We start from the raw sequence: 20989 nt of genomic DNA, 5'->3' as shown, positions 1-20989 counted from the left end.
TCCATTTCATTGGCTATCCCCAAACAGATTAATGAGTTAAAGGGGGCTTTATAAAGCCTTCATTTTCCAGATAATTAAAATAAACATCCAATAGTTCTTTATTTAAAGAGGGCATTATTTGCCCTACCTCATTAAATGCATTATGTGTATTATAGTTATTGGCACGAGAGATAGTGGCTAACCCCTTCATCCAATCATCATTTTGACTGTTAATGTACAGGGAGTAAAGGCTATACAGCGCGTTATCTTCTTTAATGAATTGAACATGTTCTTGCTTCCACTGTTGAGGATCAATTAATGCGACCGGATAGCCGCGTTGGTTTATATAATGAATTAATTGCCTCCAGGGCAGTTTGTTGGGATTAATCAGATTAAAGACACGGTTGGTTTGTGGCCCAAGAAGAATCCTTTTTGCAATAACGTTGCTAATAGTATCTACAGGTAACATATCCAACATGAGATCCCAGTCGGGAGCGACTTGAAGTTGAATGCATCCTTTAAGTAATAGGAATAAGTGATTGCTTTGAGCGTTAAATGCGCCTGTTTGACTGTGACCTACAATCCATCCCGGGCGATAAATATTAATTAATAAGCCTTGATGTGCTGCCTCTGAAAGAAGCTGCTCTGCTACCCATTTAGTTTGACTGTATCCATCTTGAGGGGGAGGGATGTCATTGTCTACTCTCATAAAGTCTTCCACGATAGAATGCGACTCATCCAGAAAATGACTTACAGCCGATAGAGTAGAAATAAAGTGGATGGGTTTCGCTTTGTTTTTTGCGGCAAAGGCGATGAGGTCACGAGTGCTTCTTACATTGGCTTCTCTTAGTTGCTCATAAGGGTAAAGATGATTGACCGAAGCGCCATTATGCACAATGACATCAATTGTTTTAGATAGTTGTGATAAATTAGAAGAAGACAGTCCTAAATTGGGACTTGCTAAATCACCAACCAAGGGAATAATTCGTTCGTTACAGTATAAATCAAAATCGTATTTAGCCATGGTTGTATTGAGCCGCTCTATAGCCTCGTCTTCATTTTGGGCACGAATTAAACAATAAATTGTTGCTTGAGAGTGGTGATAGAGCGTATAGAGTAAATGAGCTCCAAGAAATCCTGATGCCCCGGTCAGTAATACCTGATTTATATCCTGAGGATGCGACAACGGGGTCGCCAGGGATAGTTCCCTATGTAAAAACCGGTCGCGCAGCATGAGCTGATTCACGGCACGTGTTGACAAGGTATTTCCTTCAATCAATTGGCTTAAATGCTTAATGGTTGGGTGTTCAAGAAATTCAGGCAGAGGTAAATCGATGTGATATAAATTTTTAATTTTCAAGATTAATTGAGTCAGCAATAAGGAATGACCTCCTAAATCAAAAAAACTATCTTCCACGCCAATTTTTGTTATACCCAGTAACGTACTCCAAAGTTCAGCTAATGCGTGTTCTGTGGCAGTTACAGGAGCACAATAATTACTCCCTACAGCGAATTGGGTGATATCCGGTGTGGGCAGTTTTTTATAATTCACTTTGCCATTAGGGGTTAATGGCATTTTATCGAGGCGAACAAAGTAGCTTGGAATCATATATACAGGAAGTTGATTTTTTAAGAAGAGACGAATTTCTTCGTCGCTCACCTCTTCAGTACAGACCATATAGGCAACCAATACCTTGGTGTTATTGGCACTGTTTGAGGTAATCACCGCACATTGACTGATGGCATGGTGATGGAGTAAATGAGCCTGTATGGCCTCAGGTTCTACTCGAAAGCCTCTTATTTTGACTTGATTGTCTTGACGCCCAAAATAGTCAATAGTTCCATTAGGCATCCAACGAACATTGTCTCCTGTTTTGTAGAGGACTGAATTAGTGCTGGTTTGAAAAGGATTTTGAATAAATTTTTGCTCGTTTAATTCAGGTCGATTTAAGTAGCCTTGTGCTAATCCATCACCACTGATATACAGCTCTCCAAGAGCACCTACTGGGGTCGGTTGAAGTTGCTCATCAAGAACATAAACCTCTGTGTTGGCAATGGGGGTTCCGATCGGGATGGTCTCATGTGATTCATCGAGTTTTGTGATGTGGTAAGTCGTCGTGAACGTGGTGTTTTCTGTTGGTCCATAGCCATTTAAAACGTATTCGGGAGTACCTTGTTCGCATTGGATCACGCTCATAATACGTTCTTTATTCAGTACATCGCCACCAACAAGAAGATAGGTCAGATGACGAAACATGGATGCATCCTGAGCTGAGAGTTGATTAAATAAAGCAGATGTAAGCCACAGGATGGTAATGCGTTTTTTTTCTAAAAAAGAACTGAATTTGTTGGCATCCAGTAAGACAGCATGAGGCACGGCAATAAGTTCTGAACCATTTAAAAGGGCTCCCCATATTTCAAACGTTGCAGCATCAAAGCTAATACTCGCTGCTTGTGCCACTTTATCGTGTTCCTTAAACTCAATGTAATTTGTGTTTTTTACCAGCCGCGTGATGCCTCTGTGTGGAATCATTACTCCTTTGGGGTTGCCTGTGGTGCCCGAGGTGTACATGATGTAGGCGAGGCTTGAAGAAGAAATGTCTGTTAGATCCAAATTGGCTGAGGATTGTTGTTTCATCAATAATGCCAGTTCATCGAAAAGAACGATAGGAACGCCCAGTTCCGCACAGTCGTCTTCAACTCGTTGACTCAGATGATGAGAAGCTAATAAAAGACTGGGTTTACTGTCGTTAAGAATTGAATAAATATGCTTTTTGGGATAATTAGGATCGATGGGAATGTAGGCAGCCCCTGCTTTTAAGATGGCTAATAAACCGATAATTAAATGCAGTTCCTGGGTAGTACAAATGGCAGCATAGGTATTAGGCATGACTCCGTTATTTTGCAGGCAACGTGCTAATTGATTCGCTTGATGATTCAGTGATTCATAGGTTAGTGATTTTGCTCCATACACGACCGCTGTGTGATTTGGGGTTGCTTGAGCCTGAGCCTCAAATATTTGGACTATTGTTTTATCTTTGGGATATACAAAGCATTTAGGTATTCCCATATTCAGCATGAGGTGACGTTCAGCCTCATCCATCAATGAAAGTGTCTCAATGGGTTGATGCTGCGTTGTATTTAAGTGCTGTATCAGATGATTTAAATGCCGTTGAGCATTTTTTATCACTGAAATAAGTGCCTTATTATGATCCACCATCGATTCTTTAATCCACCAGGTGATGGTGTTCGTATCGGATGAAATCGTAATAAGCACAGAGGCATTAACGAGGTTTTTGGGCGTGGCGCATTGCTTTTCTGTGCCTACATAAAGGGCCAAAGGGGCCTGATGATGTTCTGTTTGAGAAAGTTCTGGGTATCGATAAAAGACATCACGTAGAAAAGTCCCCATTTTTTTACGCGTTGTACGCATCATGTGAATTTGCTGAATGGCTTTAGCATAGGTGAAGCGGTTATCAAGGAGAAGCGAACAGGGGAGGAATGATGCAAAAAATAAAGTGAGATCATCCGGCACCATGGCGTCTTGTGAGTCGTATAACCAAAGAGCGCACGATTCTTTATTTCCCAATCGATACAAATAAATAAATAAAGTTGCTAAGAGCACATCCATCGTTTCAACATTTTCAGGCAACTTTGTCCATTGTGCCTTCAACGTGTTATCGACAGTAAGCTGCGAGACAGAGATTAAAGCATCATCAATGCACTGCTCGCTGTGTTTTGGTTGAAAAGGCAAATAGGCGGGTTGGAACGTACTTAATTCCTGAACCCAAAACAACTCTTTGGGGGCGTGGTGTTCACTAAAATAATGAAAATGGTTGCGTTGGGTTTGGGTAGGCGAGGCAAGATGCATCCCCTTTTTAAGCTGATGCTTTACCGCTAAATCAGAAAGAGTGCACGGCGTTCCATCGAGTAGCATCAGTTGTTCTAAGCTAACAAGATCAGTTTTGGTGCTGATATGCCAGGCATGAGGATGAAGTGCCACAAGTGTTCCTGGACGATCTTCTGAGCCCCTACCAAGCTGATGCATTCGCGCCACAAGATATACGGTGTTGTCAATTTGAATTTTGGGTGTGGCCAGGCGGTTATGATGATAGTGACCTAAATCCAAGGCATGGACCGTACGCACGATGTCACATGCGGGTTGCTCCCAACTAAGCCACCCGTTACCTGGTGGCTTTTGCTTAAAACTGTAATAACTACTTTGCGTGATGTCTTGCGGGATTGACGTAATGGATGTGTTTTGTAGATCCTCAATCAGTTCGTTAAATAAAGACAAGGCATGGGTATAACATTTTAAACTCAAGCTTAAGGCGGTTTCCTGAGCATCAATAGGAAATCGGGCTTGTTTCAGTATGTTTCCCTCATCAATACGTTCGTTCATTACATGCCAGGTGACGCCGTGTTCTGGTTCGTTGTTTAAAATAGCCCATGACAGTGCATGTACCCCAGCGTATCGGGGCAGAGGCGCATTATGAAAATTAATGGCTAAATGGCGTGCTCGTTCAATAATTATTGGGGGTACAATAGTCCCGTTGATAATACTGAACAAATAATCAAAATCGGTGACGAGTAACGATTCAGTTGCCTCATCTAAAGAAGTGTAGTGCTTAATATGATGTGCTTCAGCCAGTTTTCGTGCTGCATCAAGTGCTGATATGATTCCTAAAATGCGGTACTTTTTCTTCAAAAGAAGTTCAGCGCACTGAATCATTAAGTGATCATCACCTATCAGATAACAGGAACAATTTTGCATTATGGATTCCATTATTTACTACGGTTAGTGCCTTGCAGTACGTATTGTACCACATGTCCCATGTAATAAATATTAGTGCATTATGGTTTGTGGTGCATTAATCGGTTCAATATTGGATCTGATTTTTTGTTAAAAATGATAAAGGGCATCATGTATTTGCCCTAAATTTTTATTTGCTTTGTTTTTCCATTTAACTCGACATATATGGAACGCTGTTTCATGAAACGACTGTATAAATGAACTAATGAAGTTACCTTTTTATTTATGTTGATGGACTTACGGGATCGTTAAAGAGCAGGTCTTGCCTTTTGCGTTAAGAAATTATGGTTTAAAATGAAAAATATCTGGCCTTTGATGTACGTGTGACCGAGCAAGATTAAATGAAAGAACATTTTGAGCAGTATAATATGATCCACTTATCTTGCAAAACAGCGCTCAATAAAGCCGGCACTTTAAAAACAGAAGGGCTGCTTGAACAGCGTGATGACTATTGCTATTTAAAAATAGATGATGATTACATCCATTTAATTCACCCGATACTGAGTGCCCATTATGATATAGATAAGCCTGATTATTTTAGGCTACCTGAAGATGTTGGCGCACATATTTCTGTTATTTATCCTGAAGAAAATGTTACTTTGAATCGAGCACACATTGGTCAAAAGCACTTTTTTAGAGTTGATGGATTGATAAAGGCCAAGTTTGGATTAAAAGAGTATTTTGCATTATCCGTTACCTCGCCAACTTTAACTGTTTTTCGTCAAAAATATTACCTTGATCCAAAGCCTAACTTTAAAGGGCAACAAGTTGTATTCCATATTACTGTTGGTGTTAGGACTGAACCGGACAACATTATCATCGAGTAATTTTTTTTACCAAGTGAGTATATATTGCCTGGTCTTGCTTTTTGTTTGGTGAGGTTATTTATTTAAAGGGCAAAAACAAGATCGGACCTGAATGGCCCTTTTATCTAAGATCTTGAGTTGAAATTTGCACCAAATTGACTAAAATATAGGTGTCTGCCAGTATTCACGGAGCAAATGATGGGAACCACTCGCCATTTTAAATCAGTTGCTGAGATTCATGGAAAATTCAGTGCTATAGAAAGTACTTTTAAAGACGTAATGGCAAGAGAACTCCTTATTCTGAATACGCATGAAAATCCAACGCTCGACAAAGAGTTTTCAATGCGAATTATTGATGATTTTGAACGTAAAACAGATACCTTAAAACAGTTGAGAGAAGATCTGCGTGAAATAAAAACCGAAGTTGCTAACCGTGGGAAAGGTTTTTTTAAACATGGAAATATTAAAAACAAACTGGATCAAATTATTACTGGGCAAATGATTCAGGAGCTAAGGACCGAAATGAAGAAATGCGTCCGAGCTTTAAGAGATGCGAATTATAGAAATGATCATAAAGTATGGTCTGGTTATATCAAGGAGTATAACGATAAATACCCAGAACTGCCAAGGTTAACAGTCTGGGAAGATGAACAAACCACCCTGGGAAAACCTGGTTAAACTTATTTTATATTTATAAGTTGAGTTGTGAATCTGTTCAGCTGGCGTAGCCTGGGAGTAGGCCCAAAGGGCCGTATCCCAGGGTTACTTTTAAGTTGAAAATGGATTATTGCCATAAAATTAGTGAAAGAGGTTGGTCTAAGTGAGTTTGGAGAGTAAATGAGTGGTGAACTTAAGCTGGCATAACAATGAAAACCTGGGATACGGCCCTTTGGGCCTACTCCCAGGCTTGTATCTTTAAATTGTAAGCAAGAAAGCTTAATCTCAAGGGCACTTGGGATGGGAGAAGAGATCTTGAATCCAGGCAAGGCATAAAGCCTGTGGCGTAGAATAGGACCTTCTCCCCAATTATCTATCGACCGAACAGTATCTTAGGCCACCCTTCAAAGTAAGCCTGCATGAACAAGCATGGTCATTGATAAATAATCGCCAAGTATTTAACGCTATCGGAGATTAACATGGATCAGACTGAATATGTAGGTGTAGATGTTGCCAAGGATAAATTTGATGTAGCTACTTTTATTAATAATCGTTACAAACATTCAGTCTACCCTAATGATGCCAAAGGTCATGCTGAATTTGCTGCATGGCTTACCAAAAATTCCACGTCACCTTGGGTTTGCATGGAAGCTACCGGACATTATAGTGAGGGCATTGCTGATTTTTTATTAAAAAAATCCATCAAGGTTAGTGTGGTTAATCCATATCAAATCAAAAACTTTGCAAAAGCTTCCTTAGCGCGAAATAAAAACGATATCATCGATGGAAGGGTGATTCGCGAATTTTGTAAATGTATGCAACCCCGAGTGTATGTAACTACTTCTGAGGCTCAAAAGCAGTTAAAAGGATTAATGAAATTATTAGATATGCTTAAAGGCCAATTGGTACAACTAAATAACCAATTACATAGCTTACATGAAGGCATGGCAACCGACCTGTTAATTAAATGGATTAAAAATCTAGAAAAAGAAGTAAGTTTAGTGGAACAAAAGATGACTGCATTAATTAATGAGGAGCCCATGTTAAACAGGAACATGAGGTTAATAACGAGTATTAAAGGCATTGGAAAACTCACAGCCTTTCGTGTGCTAGCACTCATGCCTGATGTCAGCTCCTTTCAAACCACCAAACAATTCGCTGCATACATTGGGATCACTCCGAAGCAACACCAATCCGGGAAATTGTTTGGAAAAACAACTATTTCGAGATTAGGTGATAGTCGTCTCAGGAAAGCTCTTTATATGGCCGCATTAGTAGCTAAAAGACATAACAAAGGACTATCTGCCTTCGTTACCAGACTTCAGAACAATGGAAAAACTCCTAAAACTATTGTTTGTGCTGTAATGCGCAAATTAGCTCATATCATCTTTGGAGTGTTAAAAAGTAAACTGCCTTTTAATGAAAATTTATCTTGCGTTTAAAGACAGTATCTACGCCTGATAGCCGATCAGGAAATCTGGCAGGACAAGCTGGTCTTAGGTTTAAACAGCTCGGGGTTATTGGTTTTAATCTTAAGCGCTTCGTCTGCCGGTAGTTGCACGCCAAGAAACTGGATATCAACATGACAAGTTCGCCTTTCGCCTCCATCTGTGGAAGGTATTCTCATCACAAAATTAAGTGTTAAATCGACGGGATAGAAGTATTCCTTAAAAAATTCGTCTTTTTTTGGGGCGACCTTTTTTTCTCCAATGGCGGAGTTCCAGAGTAATTGAAGTTCATTTTCCAACGATCCAACGCCATCATTCTGTATGTGATGCTTAATACGCTCCATAGGCAGTCCATCAAAGTTGGTGATTCTTATATTACCATTTATTCCCGGAAAAATTTCATAAAGCATCTCTGACTCGGCAAAAGCCAAGGCGCCTCGCAATATACGCACCTGAGCATCGCGAGTATCCAGTTCCTTGGCAAAATCCTGACGTTTGACCTTTGAGATTGATGATTGCACTTCATGAGCACTGGCTGACATATCACACTCCCTATTTATATGATTCGGTCTGATGGTAACGAGATATGCTTATTGAAAATAAAAGATAAATAGTTTGGGATAAAATAAATATCTTATCAATTTGAACTGGTTACTGACAGCAAGGTGCTAGAAAAACAAAATAGAGTGATTAGTGAAGGGATACGCCGATACAATGAATCATTCGCAGGTGGGCAACCACAGAGATTTTCCATCTATGCAAAAAATGAGAACAATGAGATAGTTGCAGGTGCCACTGTCTACTCATTTCCCACATCAGTATATGTAGATGTGCTTTGGGTTGATGAACGTCACAGGGGGGCGGGTCTAGGTTCTATGTTGCTTAAACAAGTAGAAATAGAGGCGGTTAAACATAACATCTATGAATCCACCTTAGATACTTTTAGCTTTCAAGCTGAACAGTTTTATATTAAGCAAGGTTATAAACCTATCGGGACTATAAAAAATTATTTAAACGGTCATGATAGAATTTTTTTAAGAAAACATCTTGATCCTGTAAATTGTTCTGTGTAACTGTCCTGTTGGATTTTTTTATAGGGTATCTAAAAAAAGGAATTAATAAACGGGTTATTTCTAAACTGGGCGAGTGTGCTTCATCAACACTGTAGCATTGATTAAAATGACGACATATTGTTATTAAATAACGGAACACAATCTGTATAATGGAGTATTAATGAGAAAAATCTTTTTTATCATACAACAAAAATCTGCTTTATCTTTGGTTGATTGGGATAATCTAATAAACGAACAAGACCCCGAGATGATTTTAGTGCTTATTAGTGAACAAGGTAGTATTGATTCACTAGGCACGCAGGCTAAAAAAAGCTTCACTGCCATTATTGAGTTAGAACAATTTGAGTTTGTGCAAGCAAAACAGGAAATGGATAAAATATTTGCTCAATATTATCAAATGGGCGATCAATCCAACATAGCTACCTTACATGAATTTCAATTAGAGCTCGTTGCTCAATTAAGAGATCATTATAGAGAGGCCTTTAATATACAAGGACCGGGTATAGACGTTATTCAAAATTTTCGTAATAAATTATTGATGAAAAAACATCTGGGGCCTAAGGGCGTTAAACTACCAAATTACACTGAATTTGATTCTGAAGCCTATAAACATAATCCTGAAGCCTATCTTCAATCAATTGAACAATTACTGGGATTTCCTATGTTTGCTAAGCCTGTTGATAGCGCCGGCAGTCTTAATACAGCGTTTATTCAGGATACTGAAGCATTAAGAGCGTGGAGTAACAAAGCATCGGAGAGTAGTCACGTTTATGAAATTGATGAATACATCGATGGAATTTTATTTCACTGTGATTCAGTGGTTCAAAATGGTCAGGTACAGTTTACCTTGGTTAGTCAGTACTTACATCCCAATGCGGATGCTCTTTCAGGAAAAGCATTGGCAACAATGACCCTGAATCCAGGTGCAGAAGACTATAAGCGTTTAAAACAATTTGCTGAGGAAGCATTAAGCCATTTTCCAATACTTCCTGATGGAGTGACGCATTTAGAGGTATTTAAAAAAACGTCGAATAATGAACTGGTTTTTCTGGAAGTCGCAGCACGAGCTCCAGGGGGCGTTGCGCCGGAAATGTATCAAATTCGAACTGGAGTGGATATACGCCAGCTCCATCTGCGTTTACATTTAGGTTTGAGTATTGAAGACCCCATTAAACAGCTCCATGACCAAAGTAAATGGGGACCTTTTGCAAGTATGTATCAGTTAGTAGCCCCTTATCATGGAGGGACTATTTCTAAACTAAAGCCGCCTGTATTTCATGGTGGCGGTTATAAAATCGAATGGCGATGTCGTGAAAACGACATCATTAAACCAGCCTCTTCAATAGCAAACGTGATTGTCTCCACGGTTTTTTGGAATGATGACTATGACGCTCTCGAGCAAGATTTTAGGTTGCTCGATCAACAACAAATAGTAGAAATCATCCCAACTCAAGTGTATTTGTTACAAGAACATTTTAATCGTTTAGAAACCTTAGGTTGCACCTCAACTTCTTATCCTCCAACATTTTTTAGTAAAAGAAATTTGGCAATTGGTGCTGCGTCAATGTTTTCTCAAATAAGTGCTCAAGCTGCTAACACTTTGGGACCAAATTCATCTGTTACAACAGAAGTTGATCCCGTAATGTTTTTGGGATTATTAGTGAGTTCAGTTGCTATTCTTGTTTTAATTGTATATGCGTTATATAAAGTTTCACCAACCCCAAAAGATGTGAATAAAGATGAGGAATATCTGGTTCCGGCACAAAGTTTTTTATAGTTGACTGATGAATCATTTAGAATGAAGCTGCTTTTAATTCGGCCCTTAGTCTACGTTCAGCGCATAAAACAATGAACGTGGGCTTAGGGCGCTATTGTCAATAGACCCCAATATTTGTACTAATTTTTTACACAAAGTAATAACATTAATAATTTCTTAATATGCATTTGATAATCTATCAATATAAAGCCCAATAAATATATAAATAAACCAATAACCACAAAAATAGACCATAATTATATTTGGGAATAGTTGTTTATCCTTTTTCGGGTGGTCCTTATGAAAATTACAGTATTTCAAGCCCTAACAATCTTGGCCCAAAAATATCGTAAAGACAAAAGCAACACAGAAACTTACGATAAGATTAAATCCCTATATTTATCTGGTGTTCGATCTCCCCAGGATGCTGAGATACTGGAGCAGTTGCTTCAAGACGACACTTTATCAAAATATGAGATTACTGAGGACAGAGCGGCTATTAATGATGATCCTGTTCGTCGTTATTTTGAAAGTCAATTAAGTCACGAAACCTTATCAGATTCTCTTGATTCCTTAGATAGCAGAAGATTAAAGAGACATTTTGAGAGTATGTTTATTAGATTGGGTGAATCCACAAAACAATATCTTTTGCAACATGTCTATGGTGGTACCAAATGGAGCATCGAGGACTTGTCCGGGACACAAAAGGAATATGGAGAAGGAATTCTTGCTTTAAAAGATCCAACCAGTTTTCAATCTCTAAAACCTGAAACAGGTAAAGGTAAAAAATCACCAGAAGAGATATTGCAAGAAAGAAAAGATAAAATGACGCTGTTGGCCCAGTGTTCTCAGGTAGCCATGTCAGTAGTTAATAATAAAAAGAATAATAGTCGTTATCCTCTTAATTTGTATTCTAAAAAAGATTATGTTTTTGACCCGCCAAACCGCGGTAGAGTAGCCAGAAAAGACACTGTTACTGGTCATGTGCAAACGGTTCGTTCCAACAATCTGGGCATTATGAGATCCTACATGCCACTCAGACGCGATGATGAATTGCATTCTGAAATGCCAGCCCGCTATGGTAGGCCAGCAGATAACAGTACTTATATGGATGATGGGGAAGAACATCTGATCCCTGATAGAACATTTGCTACGAAAGTAGCTCCTTTTGTTAACTCCATTTCTGGAACTATGTTGATACAAGTAAGAGCCATGGCTCAATTGTTTAGAGACAAAAAATACGTGTATGAAGCAAAAGGTAAAGATGCTAATGAGATTGAAGAACAATTAAGAAATTATTTCAAATCCTTTATATCTTATTTGACGTACTATTATGGAGGCCATAGTTTAAATGAATTTATCAGTGTTTTAGAACTACCAGAAGTGCAAGATGAATTTAAAAACTTACCAGGGTTTAATTCTCTTACATTGGAACAATTGTTCAAGATTGAAAATGATGATGCTTTTGAACGCGCTGTAGCGAAGACGATTGACTATAATACAGCGATTTTACAAAGAAAAGAATTGCATGAGGAATTAGTCGAACCTAATTTAGTTCGGGAACTCAAAGAAGGGGAGGATGAGTTAACTGTACGCGCAAGAAGTCGCTTGAAATCCTTTCAAAATCGCTTGGGTAAAGCAACGAGCCTTGATCGAAGAAATAAGGTGATTGACGAAGCTTATATTCGATACATTACACCGAGAAATGAAGATACTGAAAGTCAAGAAGAGGCTAACGACCGAGTAAAAAAAGCAGAAGGTATTTTAGTAGAAAAATTCAACATAAAATTGGATCACATCACTGATAAGCAAGCCAGAAGTTGTCAAGCCTTCATCCATATAATGTCAAAAATGACTGAACGTCAAGATCAGTTAAGACAAGATTTATACAATGGGAGGGGGACACTTGCACACCGGTTGGATCACGCCTGGGAAATTTACAAGGACGATAAACGCACTGAGGAAGACAGACTTATCGCACAAAACTACATGATTTTTGTGCTCGATTTAAAAGATCAGGATATCCTGGAAAGTTTAAACGAAACCTTGGAAAGGTTAATGTTGGAGAGAGAATTACGTAAAGATGATAATCCTGATTTTATTCCTGGCAAATCTCCAATTGTTCTTAGTGAAAAAATTAAATCAGATCTAAAACAAACTGAAAAAACAGGCGTTACTCATATTGAAGAAGTCGATAAATTAATTCAAAAGAAAGATATTTTGGATGTTAATCCAAATTCAAAATTAAAGGATAAAGGTCAATTAAAATTGAAACATGGAAGAGTAAACCTTCAAAAAACGGAATTTTTCAATCCTGAAGAACGTGACATGCTGAGGGCTGTAATTAGACAAGGCGCGTTCTATAACGCTGGCGGTGAGGTATTTGATACTCAAAACAGTATCTCCCATGACAAGGAAGGATTTGCTGCATTTACACTAAATGTGAATGGTGAGTTAACTATCTTTCAACATATTGACCATGATAAAACAGGTATTGCTCATTCATCAATGAACGCAGGGGTACCTGTGGTTTCAGCCGGTGAAATTGAAATTAAAAATGGCAAGTTAATTTCCATAACGGAGCATAGTGGGCACTATAGACCAAGTCTTTATAGCATGTATAAAACGTTAGATTATTTCAGAAAACAAGGCGTGGATATCTCTGATGTTAAAGTATTAACCTTTTCTTCCAGTAACATTATTGAAAGACATTTAAAAATAGATGTATCACAAAGCAAACAGTTTGGTCGCTTTCGTGAGATCAATGCGGGTGATTTGTGTAACTCATATCTTGCTCGCCTGAAATTAATAGTCAAGTCAGCTAAAATGGATCTTGAGGCTTATCAATCCTCTTCATTTATGAAGTTTTTATATAAATTAAAAGATTATATTACAGGTTCAACACTGACTAAGGATCGAGAGGAGATAGCTAAAAAATTATCTGAAGGTTTGGTTGATTTAACACAAGAGATCAACTCGGCAAATACTTTAGAGAGTATGAAAGCGGTGAATGAGAAAATCAATAAACTCATCGATGCGGCATATCAAGAAAATGTGACATTGAATTCTAAGCACGGAAAAGAAAAGTCTCACGGTAATTTTGCTCAGCGTATCAATTTCTTCCGCCAACAATTAGGAGAAATGAGTGGTCGAGTTGAATCCGCCATTAAAGACATAGAGCAGGGCTCCGAATTAAGCGAAGAAGAAATTCTATCTGCTAGTGACACACTAAAGGGTATGGGCAGAAAATAATCATATTACTAGATTTGGTAACAAAAATTTAATGTTCAAGTTACCCCATTCTATTGCTCAATAGAATGGGGTATTGGGTATTAATACCAGTGCTCTTGCAAAAAAAGAATGGAGCACTAATTATTTCTGGATATGACTCAAAAGATTATGCTTTAAACAAATACCTTATCTAAAGGATTTGCCAATAAGCGCGTCTTCATTATGAAAACGGTCTTCATCTTGCTCAGCGTATCCAGATAAAGCGGTTACTAAAGGCCGTGTGATTAAACTTATCGCAGATTTAACAAAGCTGGCTATAGCGATAATAATTGCTGCAGCTGAGAGAATTAGATAGCCAGCAGCAATATCCAGATGGTCTTCACGATCATTGCGTTTAATCCCCATTTCAATGGCTAATGCTTGAGCACTTTCCCATATTGCGGTTCCTAAACTGGCAATTGAGGCAATGATGCCAAGGGCTGGAAGGCCTGTAGCTCCAACGACTTCATCAAAATAGTCATGTCCATCACGAAGGGGATCAAACATCTTAAGGCGTTTGATGGCCTCGTCACCTATATAGTCCAAAGCAACGTCCAGATCGTTTATATTCTTTAATTTATTAAATTTTTGTTGAAAATGAATGATCATAAAATCGAGATGATCGGAATAATTTTCAAAGAAATTCTTTTTCGGATCGGGTGTTTTTTGGTTAACAAAAATTTTAGTGTTTGAGAAAAAATTATGAATTTTAGGCATTAAGTACTCCTGCAAGAACCTTGGTTTTACTACCCAGACAAGTTTAATCTTAAATCATTAAGGCAATATTAAGACTCTTTCGGTTTGAACGAATTCAGTTGGAAAGTCGGGAACAAAAATGATTTTCCATCAGGAATACTCCGTTATTTGAACTATGAGCGATTGAGCAATGCCATTAACTCATCAATTGCTCAAATATTTTTTGTAAGGTTGTGGCGTTTTCATAGTGAATGACCAATGAGCCTTTTCCTGCTTTACCAGGTTTTAACTTGACTTGAGTCTGCAGGTGTTGTGCCAAATCACTTATTTTTTCTTTGTAGAGCGGAGCCGGTTCTTCATCTGTTTTTTGCTCTATTGTTCCTGCTTTAACTCGCTCGACCAGTTTTTCAGTTTCTCGCACAGATAGATTTTTCGCGATGATTAATTGCGCAACCTGGCTTTGCTGCTCTTCATCCAGCATGAGTAAGGCACGAGCGTGTCCCATGTCGATATCACCATGCTCCAGTAGTTTTTTTACCGAGGATGAAAGAGAGAGCAGGCGGAGAAAATTACTGACTGCGGTTCTCGATTTACACAGTAAATCGGCAACTTGTTGGTGGGTCAGCGCAAACTCACTGGTAAGCCGGTGCATGGCTCTTGCTTGATCCATGGCATTTAAATCTTCACGTTGCAGGTTTTCCACCAAAGCCATCGCCATAGCAGTTTCATCATCAACCTGCTTTAGTAAGACAGGTACTTCGGTAAGTCCAGCAATTTGGCTGGCGCGCCAGCGCCGTTCTCCAGCAATGATTTCATAGCGGCCATTACTTAATTCACGCACCAATAAAGGTTGTAATAAGCCCTGCTTTTTTATCGATTCAGCCAACTCAAGCAGTGGTGCTTGTTCCATTTCCCCACGAGGTTGATATTTTCCAGGCTGTAGACAGTTAACTGCTAATTTAAGGTTATCAGTTTGTGGTTTATCATTAAGCAGAGTCGTGCCAGATTGACTTAATAAGGCGGATAAGTTACGTCCTAAGCTGCTGCGTTTTACTGTCATAAATTACCCCAAATTAGCCTGCTACGGTTTGTTTGCTAATCACTTCAGAGGCAAGCACCATATATGCTGCCGCGCCTGGTGATGATTTATCATAGTGTAAAGCCGGTAATCCGTGACTGGGTGCTTCAGCCAGCCGAACATTACGCGGAATTACTGTCCTATAGATTTTTGCCGGGAAGTGCTCTAATAATTGCTTGGAAACTTCAGCGCACAAGCGGTTTCGAGCGTCGTACATCGTACGAAGAACCCCTTCAAGATGTAAACGAGGATTTACTGAAGATTTTACCTGTTCAATAGTCGATAATAACGCGGCCAAACCTTCCAGGGCATAATATTCACATTGCATGGGAATTAACACGGAATCCGCAGCGACAAAAGCATTTATTGTTAATGTATTTAAAGCGGGTGGGCAATCAATCAGTATAAAATCGTAATTGCTTTTTATTGGTTGCAGGGCTTTATATAAAAAAGTTTCTCGATGGTTGCGTTCCATCAGGCTGACTTCAGCTACGGTTAAATCGCCATTGCCCGGGATTAAGTCATAGCCACAGACCGTTGAAAGACTGGCTTGTTCTGCAAGGCAGTCATGTAACAATACATCATTTGTGGTATGAACCAACTGATTTTTATCAACACCGCTACCCATAGTGGCGTTACCCTGAGGGTCTAAATCAATAAGCAATATTTGCTGACGATTTGCAGCTAAAGATGCTGCTAAATTAATGGCAGTAGTGGTTTTACCCACTCCACCTTTTTGATTGGCAATGGCTATGACTTTCGCCATAATTATTCCTTGGTTGTGTTATCTATAATGACACAGCAGCGTTCACCATCAACACCGTCAACGGTATACTTCTCGACTTGGTATGTTTGGTGAATCATGTTTAATTCAGTATCTGGATATCGTCCTTTCATTGCCAGCCAAATTCCATTATTGGCAATAAGGTGCTTCGTCCAGTAAATCATTTGTTCCAGGCTGCTGAATGCTCTACTTGTTACTGTATCAAAACCTTGAGCTGGGTGGTAGTTTTCGACTCGAAATTGTACAACTTCCAGATTTTTTAAGTCAAGTTGCCGTTTCACTTCAGTTAAAAACCGGATTTTTTTTCCATTGCTGTCCAGAAGGACAAAATGCTTATCCGGATTGGCTATAGCTAAAGGAATACCGGGTAATCCTGCGCCAGTTCCGACATCCAGAATACGGTTGCCTTTTAGCCAGGGGAAAATCGCCAGGCTATCTAGCAAATGTTTGCTGATCATCGCCTCAGGCTCGCGAACCGCAGTCAGATTATATGCTGTATTCCACTTTTGTAACAAAAGCAAATAATGCCATAATGGGTCACAAAGTGTATTTAGACCAAATTGGTTCAGTCCATTATCCAGTATGTCTTTAAGAATTAAATCATCATTCATGCGCTTAGCCGATTTTTTTTCAAATGTACTAATAAGAGCGACAAAGCAGCAGGAGTAACTCCTGAAATACGACCTGCCTGGGCTAACGAAGTGGGTTTTATTTTAGCCAATTTTTGCATTACTTCGCTTGATAGTCCGGTAACCGTAGTGTAATCGAGATGCTCAGGTAACGCTGTGTGTTCGTATTTACGTAATTTTTCAATATCCTGTTCTTGCCTTTCAATGTATCCGGCGTACTTGTTTTGAATTTCAATTTGCTCAGTAACATCAGCAGGTAATTGAGGCAAGTTCAAATCTTGAAGCATTAATAAATGCTGGTAATTGATTTCGGGGCGTTTTAAAAATTCGGACGCTCGATTATCATGCTGCATGGGTTTATCAAGAATATCTTTTAATGCGTCATAATGACCGACACGAACCCAGGTTTCATGCAATAACGACTGAGTCGTTTCAATTGACTCTCTTTTGCTAGAAAAGCGTTCCCAACGGGCGTCACCGACCAATCCCAACTCACGACCTTTGGCTGTTAAACGCAAATCTGCATTATCTTCACGAAGAAGCAAGCGATATTCTGCTCGGGAGGTAAACATTCTGTAGGGTTCTTGAGTTCCGCAAGTAACCAGGTCGTCAATCAGCACGCCAATATAAGCTTCATCACGGCGTGGACACCACAAATCTTTCCCTTGTACTTGCAGGGCCGCGTTCATCCCGGCAATGATTCCTTGAGCTGCTGCTTCCTCATAACCGGTAGTGCCATTAATTTGTCCTGCAAAAAATAAATTGGGTACTGCTTTGGTTTGCAGAAACGAAGTCAGTCCACGGGGATCAAAATAATCATATTCTATGGCATATCCTGGCCGGGTAATGTGCGCGTTTTCAAATCCTTTTATCGTTCTTACAAATTGAACCTGGACTTCAAAAGGCAAACTGGTTGAAATGCCATTCGGATAGATTTCTTCAGTAGTCAATCCTTCTGGTTCGACAAAAATCTGATGCGATAGTTTATCAGCAAAACGCACTACTTTGTCTTCGATTGAAGGGCAATACCGTGGCCCAACTCCTTCAATAACCCCCGCATACATCGGTGATTGATGCAGGTTGTTACGAATGATGTCATGAGTGGCTTCTGTAGTATGTGTTATATGGCAAGGTACTTGCTCTGGATGATCACTGACTGAGCCCAGGTAGGAAAATACGGGCAATGGGCTGTCACCAGGCTGCACGGTCATCTGGCTGAAATCAAGTGAACGCCGGTCTATTCGCGGAGGAGTTCCCGTTTTCAAACGACCAACAGGAAGCTCCAGGTCACGCAGGCTGTTTGCTAACTCAATGGATGGAGGATCGCCTGCACGGCCACCTGCGTATTGACTCATTCCAACATGAATTTTTCCGCCTAAAAAGGTCCCTACGGTGAGTACCACTGCACGAGCGCGTAGGGTAAAACCCATTTGGGTTACTACACCGGCAACTTTCCCGCTTTCAATTAATAAATCGTCAACAGCCTGTTGAAACAGGGTCAGATTGGGTTGGTTTTGTAATTGTTCTCGAATTGCTTGTCTGTAAAGTACCCGATCAGCCTGAGCTCGTGTGGCACGAACGGCTGGTCCCTTGGACGCATTGAGTATCCGGAATTGAATTCCTGCCTTGTCGGCAGCCTTGGCCATTGCTCCATCCAGTGCATCAATCTCTTTAACCAGATGCCCTTTACCAATTCCGCCAATGGCTGGATTACACGACATCTGACCGAGCAAGTCCATATTATGTGTGAGTAACAAGGTTTGCATGCCCATACGAGCTGCTGCAAGAGCTGCCTCTGTTCCCGCATGTCCGCCACCGACTACAATGACATCATATAACTGTTGAAGATTCATGTCTGACCATTTATTGTGTAACAAAAAGAGCAATTATACACTTTTTTAGCAATTGTCCCAACCAAATTCATTTTTTAAGTGGGACAATTGTTATTTAGTCAAGGCCATTACAGGGGGCTGGTTTAGGTTCCAGAAGAGGTTGTTGTTCGTCAGTAAGGTCATCCTCTGTCTCATCAGAAACTTGCTTTACAGGAGGGGATGGATGTTCCTCTGGTTTAAAGAAACCCTGTGATCCTTTTGAGGGTTTCGTACCCCAATGGTCGGGATCGGCACAAAAGGCTTTGTATTCAAGTTCATCAAACTCTTTAAGCGCCATTTTTTCAGGTGTAAACAGTTTATTGATCAATAAATTAGTGCATATCGCCAGAACAAATGCCGCGCCCAAAAAGGCTAGCCCAATTCCCATAGGTAAAAAAACCAGATTAACAAAAATAAAGGCCGGAATAAATGTTTCCATGATCAGTGATCGAACAAGATGCATGGTTTGAAAAACGATCATTTGCTTTTGATATTCTGTTTCCGCCAGAGTTTTTTTGATTTCCAGGAACATTAATTTCTTTTCATTGTCATCCAAATCAGGATTCTTTAATAACAATTCATGGAATTCTGCTAATTTATTTTTGTAATCCTGTTGCGCCTCTTTTTTGGATTCATAGGCTTTGTAAATTTCTATGCCTCCTTTGACGGCGTTATTAATCACCGTAAATGCAAAACAAAGCACGGTTCCCGTGACGCTTAGGGCGATTAATAGCGGGCCTGTTATCGGCAGGAAGGGTAATGCTACCAATGTGAAGGCCAGCATTAAACCAACAGCATAACCGATATTGGCAGCCAGGTTTATATTTTGATAATTCCAGTCTTTCTGGCACTGTCTTCTAGCTTTCTCCAAACCCTGCAATTGCAGATAATACTCTTTAAGCCTTTTTTGCTCGGTCTCATCAGCCTCAGGATCCTCGTTAATTTTTTTGATTAATTCCTTTATTTCCCCGATTTCTCGATCATATTCCTGCATTTCTTTGAGGAACTGAGTTCTGTTTTCTTCAAAGTCCCATACAGCAAGTGCAATATCAAAAGCCAGGAGCGCTATAGTTAAAAAATCCCCCCAAGTCCCTAATGTTCCTTTTCCAGTCAGAACAAAGTAGCAAAGACAGTTTCCTGTTGCCCAGACAAAATCGTTGAGAAGAGTAAATTTTCTCTGATTCCATTGGGTAAGAAATCGTTGTGTCCATGGAGTGCTACTCTCTTCTTCACTCATCCAGGGACCTTTAATGGTGTGTTTAAGAAGTAAAAATAAATTGAGTGAGCCACGAAAATAATACAAACCCCAACTCAGTGCGCCCGTATAAGGATCGGGTGATTTGGCTACGGTTGTAGCATCTGAAACATTAAAGAAATCAGGCGGCAATAATTCAAGCACCGTTTTTAAAAATCCGCCTCCCCATACCCAGTAGAGACGTTTTTCATTAAACCAGCCCATCGCTTCCTTGATGGTTTTGGTTGCACGGCTGGAGACTTCATCCATTTTTTCACCAAACCATTGTCCTAAATCAATAAATGAATAGGTTACTGGATAGCCATCGGTGGCATAGCCGTGTTCGGGCGCTGGATCAATTTGTTGCTCCTCGCACACTTTTTGATAGTTGAGGGCATCAATTAATTGTTGACATCGTGTAATACTGGCCTTATAGGATTTGACATTTTCTGTTTTCTGATGAGTTGTTTCATGTCTTTTTTGAGCAAGCAACAATAAATAAGTGACTTGTAAATCGCGCAGAAGAATATCTTTTTTTTCCTGACTCATGTAAGAAAACATGACTTCGTCAGTATCTTCCAACATAGACAGGTAATAACTCAGTGGGGTTAAAAAATCCACGCCACTCTGTGTTTTATTATAGGCAATGAGATTCTCAACCATTATGTTACGGCGTCGCTTATCCATCTTATCCATATCAACAGTTTGACGGTAAGATTCGAGAATTAAGCTGCTTGTTGCCATAACATCACCTCTAGGATTAAGTGTTTTTTGGTGACTACCTGTTAATTATACTAAAAATAGAACAGAAGTGTATTTTTTTATAACATAGCATTTAATTTAAAAACAAGGTGATTATTTGCAGATTTACAGTATTGATACTAAATTTTGCGTA

14 protein-coding genes are annotated in these 20989 nt (G+C 39.5%); 6 read left to right on the top strand and 8 right to left on the bottom strand.

Annotated elements, in window-relative coordinates:
* Positions 1–28 precede the first annotated feature (28 nt).
* The gene (locus tag G543_RS0100775; protein WP_028382821.1) at positions 29–4753 is read right to left on the bottom strand and encodes an amino acid adenylation domain-containing protein; all 4725 of its coding nucleotides are present in this window, start codon (positions 4751–4753) and stop codon (positions 29–31) included.
* Between the two features lie 407 nt (positions 4754–5160).
* On the opposite strand from G543_RS0100775, the gene G543_RS0100770 reads away from it, so the two are divergent.
* The 3 genes from G543_RS0100770 (at position 5161) to G543_RS0100760 (ending at position 7697) form a co-directional block, all read left to right on the top strand.
* On the top strand, positions 5161–5619 hold the full coding sequence (locus G543_RS0100770) for a hypothetical protein (RefSeq protein ID WP_065236046.1): 459 nt from the start codon (positions 5161–5163) through the stop codon (positions 5617–5619).
* A 174-nt stretch (positions 5620–5793) separates the two neighbouring features.
* Entirely contained in the window at positions 5794–6276 is a 483-nt protein-coding gene (locus G543_RS0100765) for a hypothetical protein (protein WP_147286857.1), read from the top strand.
* 458 nt (positions 6277–6734) lie between these two features.
* Positions 6735–7697, top strand: coding sequence for an IS110 family RNA-guided transposase (locus G543_RS0100760; protein ID WP_035921118.1), 963 nt, complete (start codon positions 6735–6737; stop codon positions 7695–7697).
* Between the two features lie 26 nt (positions 7698–7723).
* Here G543_RS0100760 and G543_RS0100755 read toward each other — a convergent pair whose 3' ends face one another.
* Positions 7724–8245, bottom strand: coding sequence for a hypothetical protein (locus G543_RS0100755; protein WP_028382817.1), 522 nt, complete (start codon positions 8243–8245; stop codon positions 7724–7726).
* 123 nt (positions 8246–8368) lie between these two features.
* Here G543_RS0100755 and G543_RS0100750 point away from each other — a divergent pair, with 123 nt between their 5' ends.
* The 3 genes from G543_RS0100750 to G543_RS18240 all read left to right on the top strand — a co-directional run bounded on the left by G543_RS0100750 (position 8369) and on the right by G543_RS18240 (position 13784).
* On the top strand, positions 8369–8776 hold the full coding sequence (locus G543_RS0100750) for a GNAT family N-acetyltransferase (RefSeq protein ID WP_238584739.1): 408 nt from the start codon (positions 8369–8371) through the stop codon (positions 8774–8776).
* A 160-nt stretch (positions 8777–8936) separates the two neighbouring features.
* Entirely contained in the window at positions 8937–10553 is a 1617-nt protein-coding gene (locus tag G543_RS0100745; protein ID WP_028382815.1) for an ATP-grasp domain-containing protein, read from the top strand.
* 279 nt (positions 10554–10832) lie between these two features.
* On the top strand, positions 10833–13784 hold the full coding sequence (locus G543_RS18240; RefSeq protein ID WP_051190539.1) for a hypothetical protein: 2952 nt from the start codon (positions 10833–10835) through the stop codon (positions 13782–13784).
* 165 nt (positions 13785–13949) lie between these two features.
* Here the strand turns inward: G543_RS18240 and G543_RS0100735 are convergent, their stop codons facing one another.
* From G543_RS0100735 to G543_RS0100710, 6 genes are all read right to left on the bottom strand, one after another.
* On the bottom strand, positions 13950–14519 hold the full coding sequence (locus G543_RS0100735; RefSeq protein WP_051190538.1) for a hypothetical protein: 570 nt from the start codon (positions 14517–14519) through the stop codon (positions 13950–13952).
* A 175-nt stretch (positions 14520–14694) separates the two neighbouring features.
* Positions 14695–15558 carry a ParB/RepB/Spo0J family partition protein gene (locus G543_RS0100730; RefSeq protein ID WP_028382813.1) on the bottom strand — a complete coding sequence of 288 codons (864 nt, stop codon included), beginning with the start codon at positions 15556–15558 and terminating at the stop codon, positions 14695–14697.
* 13 nt (positions 15559–15571) lie between these two features.
* Positions 15572–16342: a ParA family protein gene (locus tag G543_RS0100725; RefSeq protein ID WP_028382812.1), complete on the bottom strand. Its 771-nt coding sequence runs from the start codon at positions 16340–16342 to the stop codon at positions 15572–15574.
* 2 nt (positions 16343–16344) lie between these two features.
* The gene (gene rsmG, locus G543_RS0100720) at positions 16345–16971 is read right to left on the bottom strand and encodes a 16S rRNA (guanine(527)-N(7))-methyltransferase RsmG (RefSeq protein ID WP_028382811.1); all 627 of its coding nucleotides are present in this window, start codon (positions 16969–16971) and stop codon (positions 16345–16347) included.
* Positions 16968–18842: a tRNA uridine-5-carboxymethylaminomethyl(34) synthesis enzyme MnmG gene (gene mnmG / locus G543_RS0100715; RefSeq protein WP_028382810.1), complete on the bottom strand. Its 1875-nt coding sequence runs from the start codon at positions 18840–18842 to the stop codon at positions 16968–16970. Before mnmG ends, rsmG begins: the two co-directional genes overlap by 4 nt.
* A 94-nt stretch (positions 18843–18936) precedes the next feature.
* Positions 18937–20838: a hypothetical protein gene (locus G543_RS0100710; RefSeq protein WP_028382809.1), complete on the bottom strand. Its 1902-nt coding sequence runs from the start codon at positions 20836–20838 to the stop codon at positions 18937–18939.
* Between the last annotated feature and the right edge of the window lie 151 nt (positions 20839–20989).

The sequence above is a fragment of the Legionella moravica DSM 19234 genome (genome assembly GCF_000423305.1).
Taxonomy (GTDB): domain Bacteria; phylum Pseudomonadota; class Gammaproteobacteria; order Legionellales; family Legionellaceae; genus Legionella; species Legionella moravica.
Note: the sequence above shows the minus strand (reverse complement) of the source record. Positions and strands in the feature narration are given on the sequence as shown.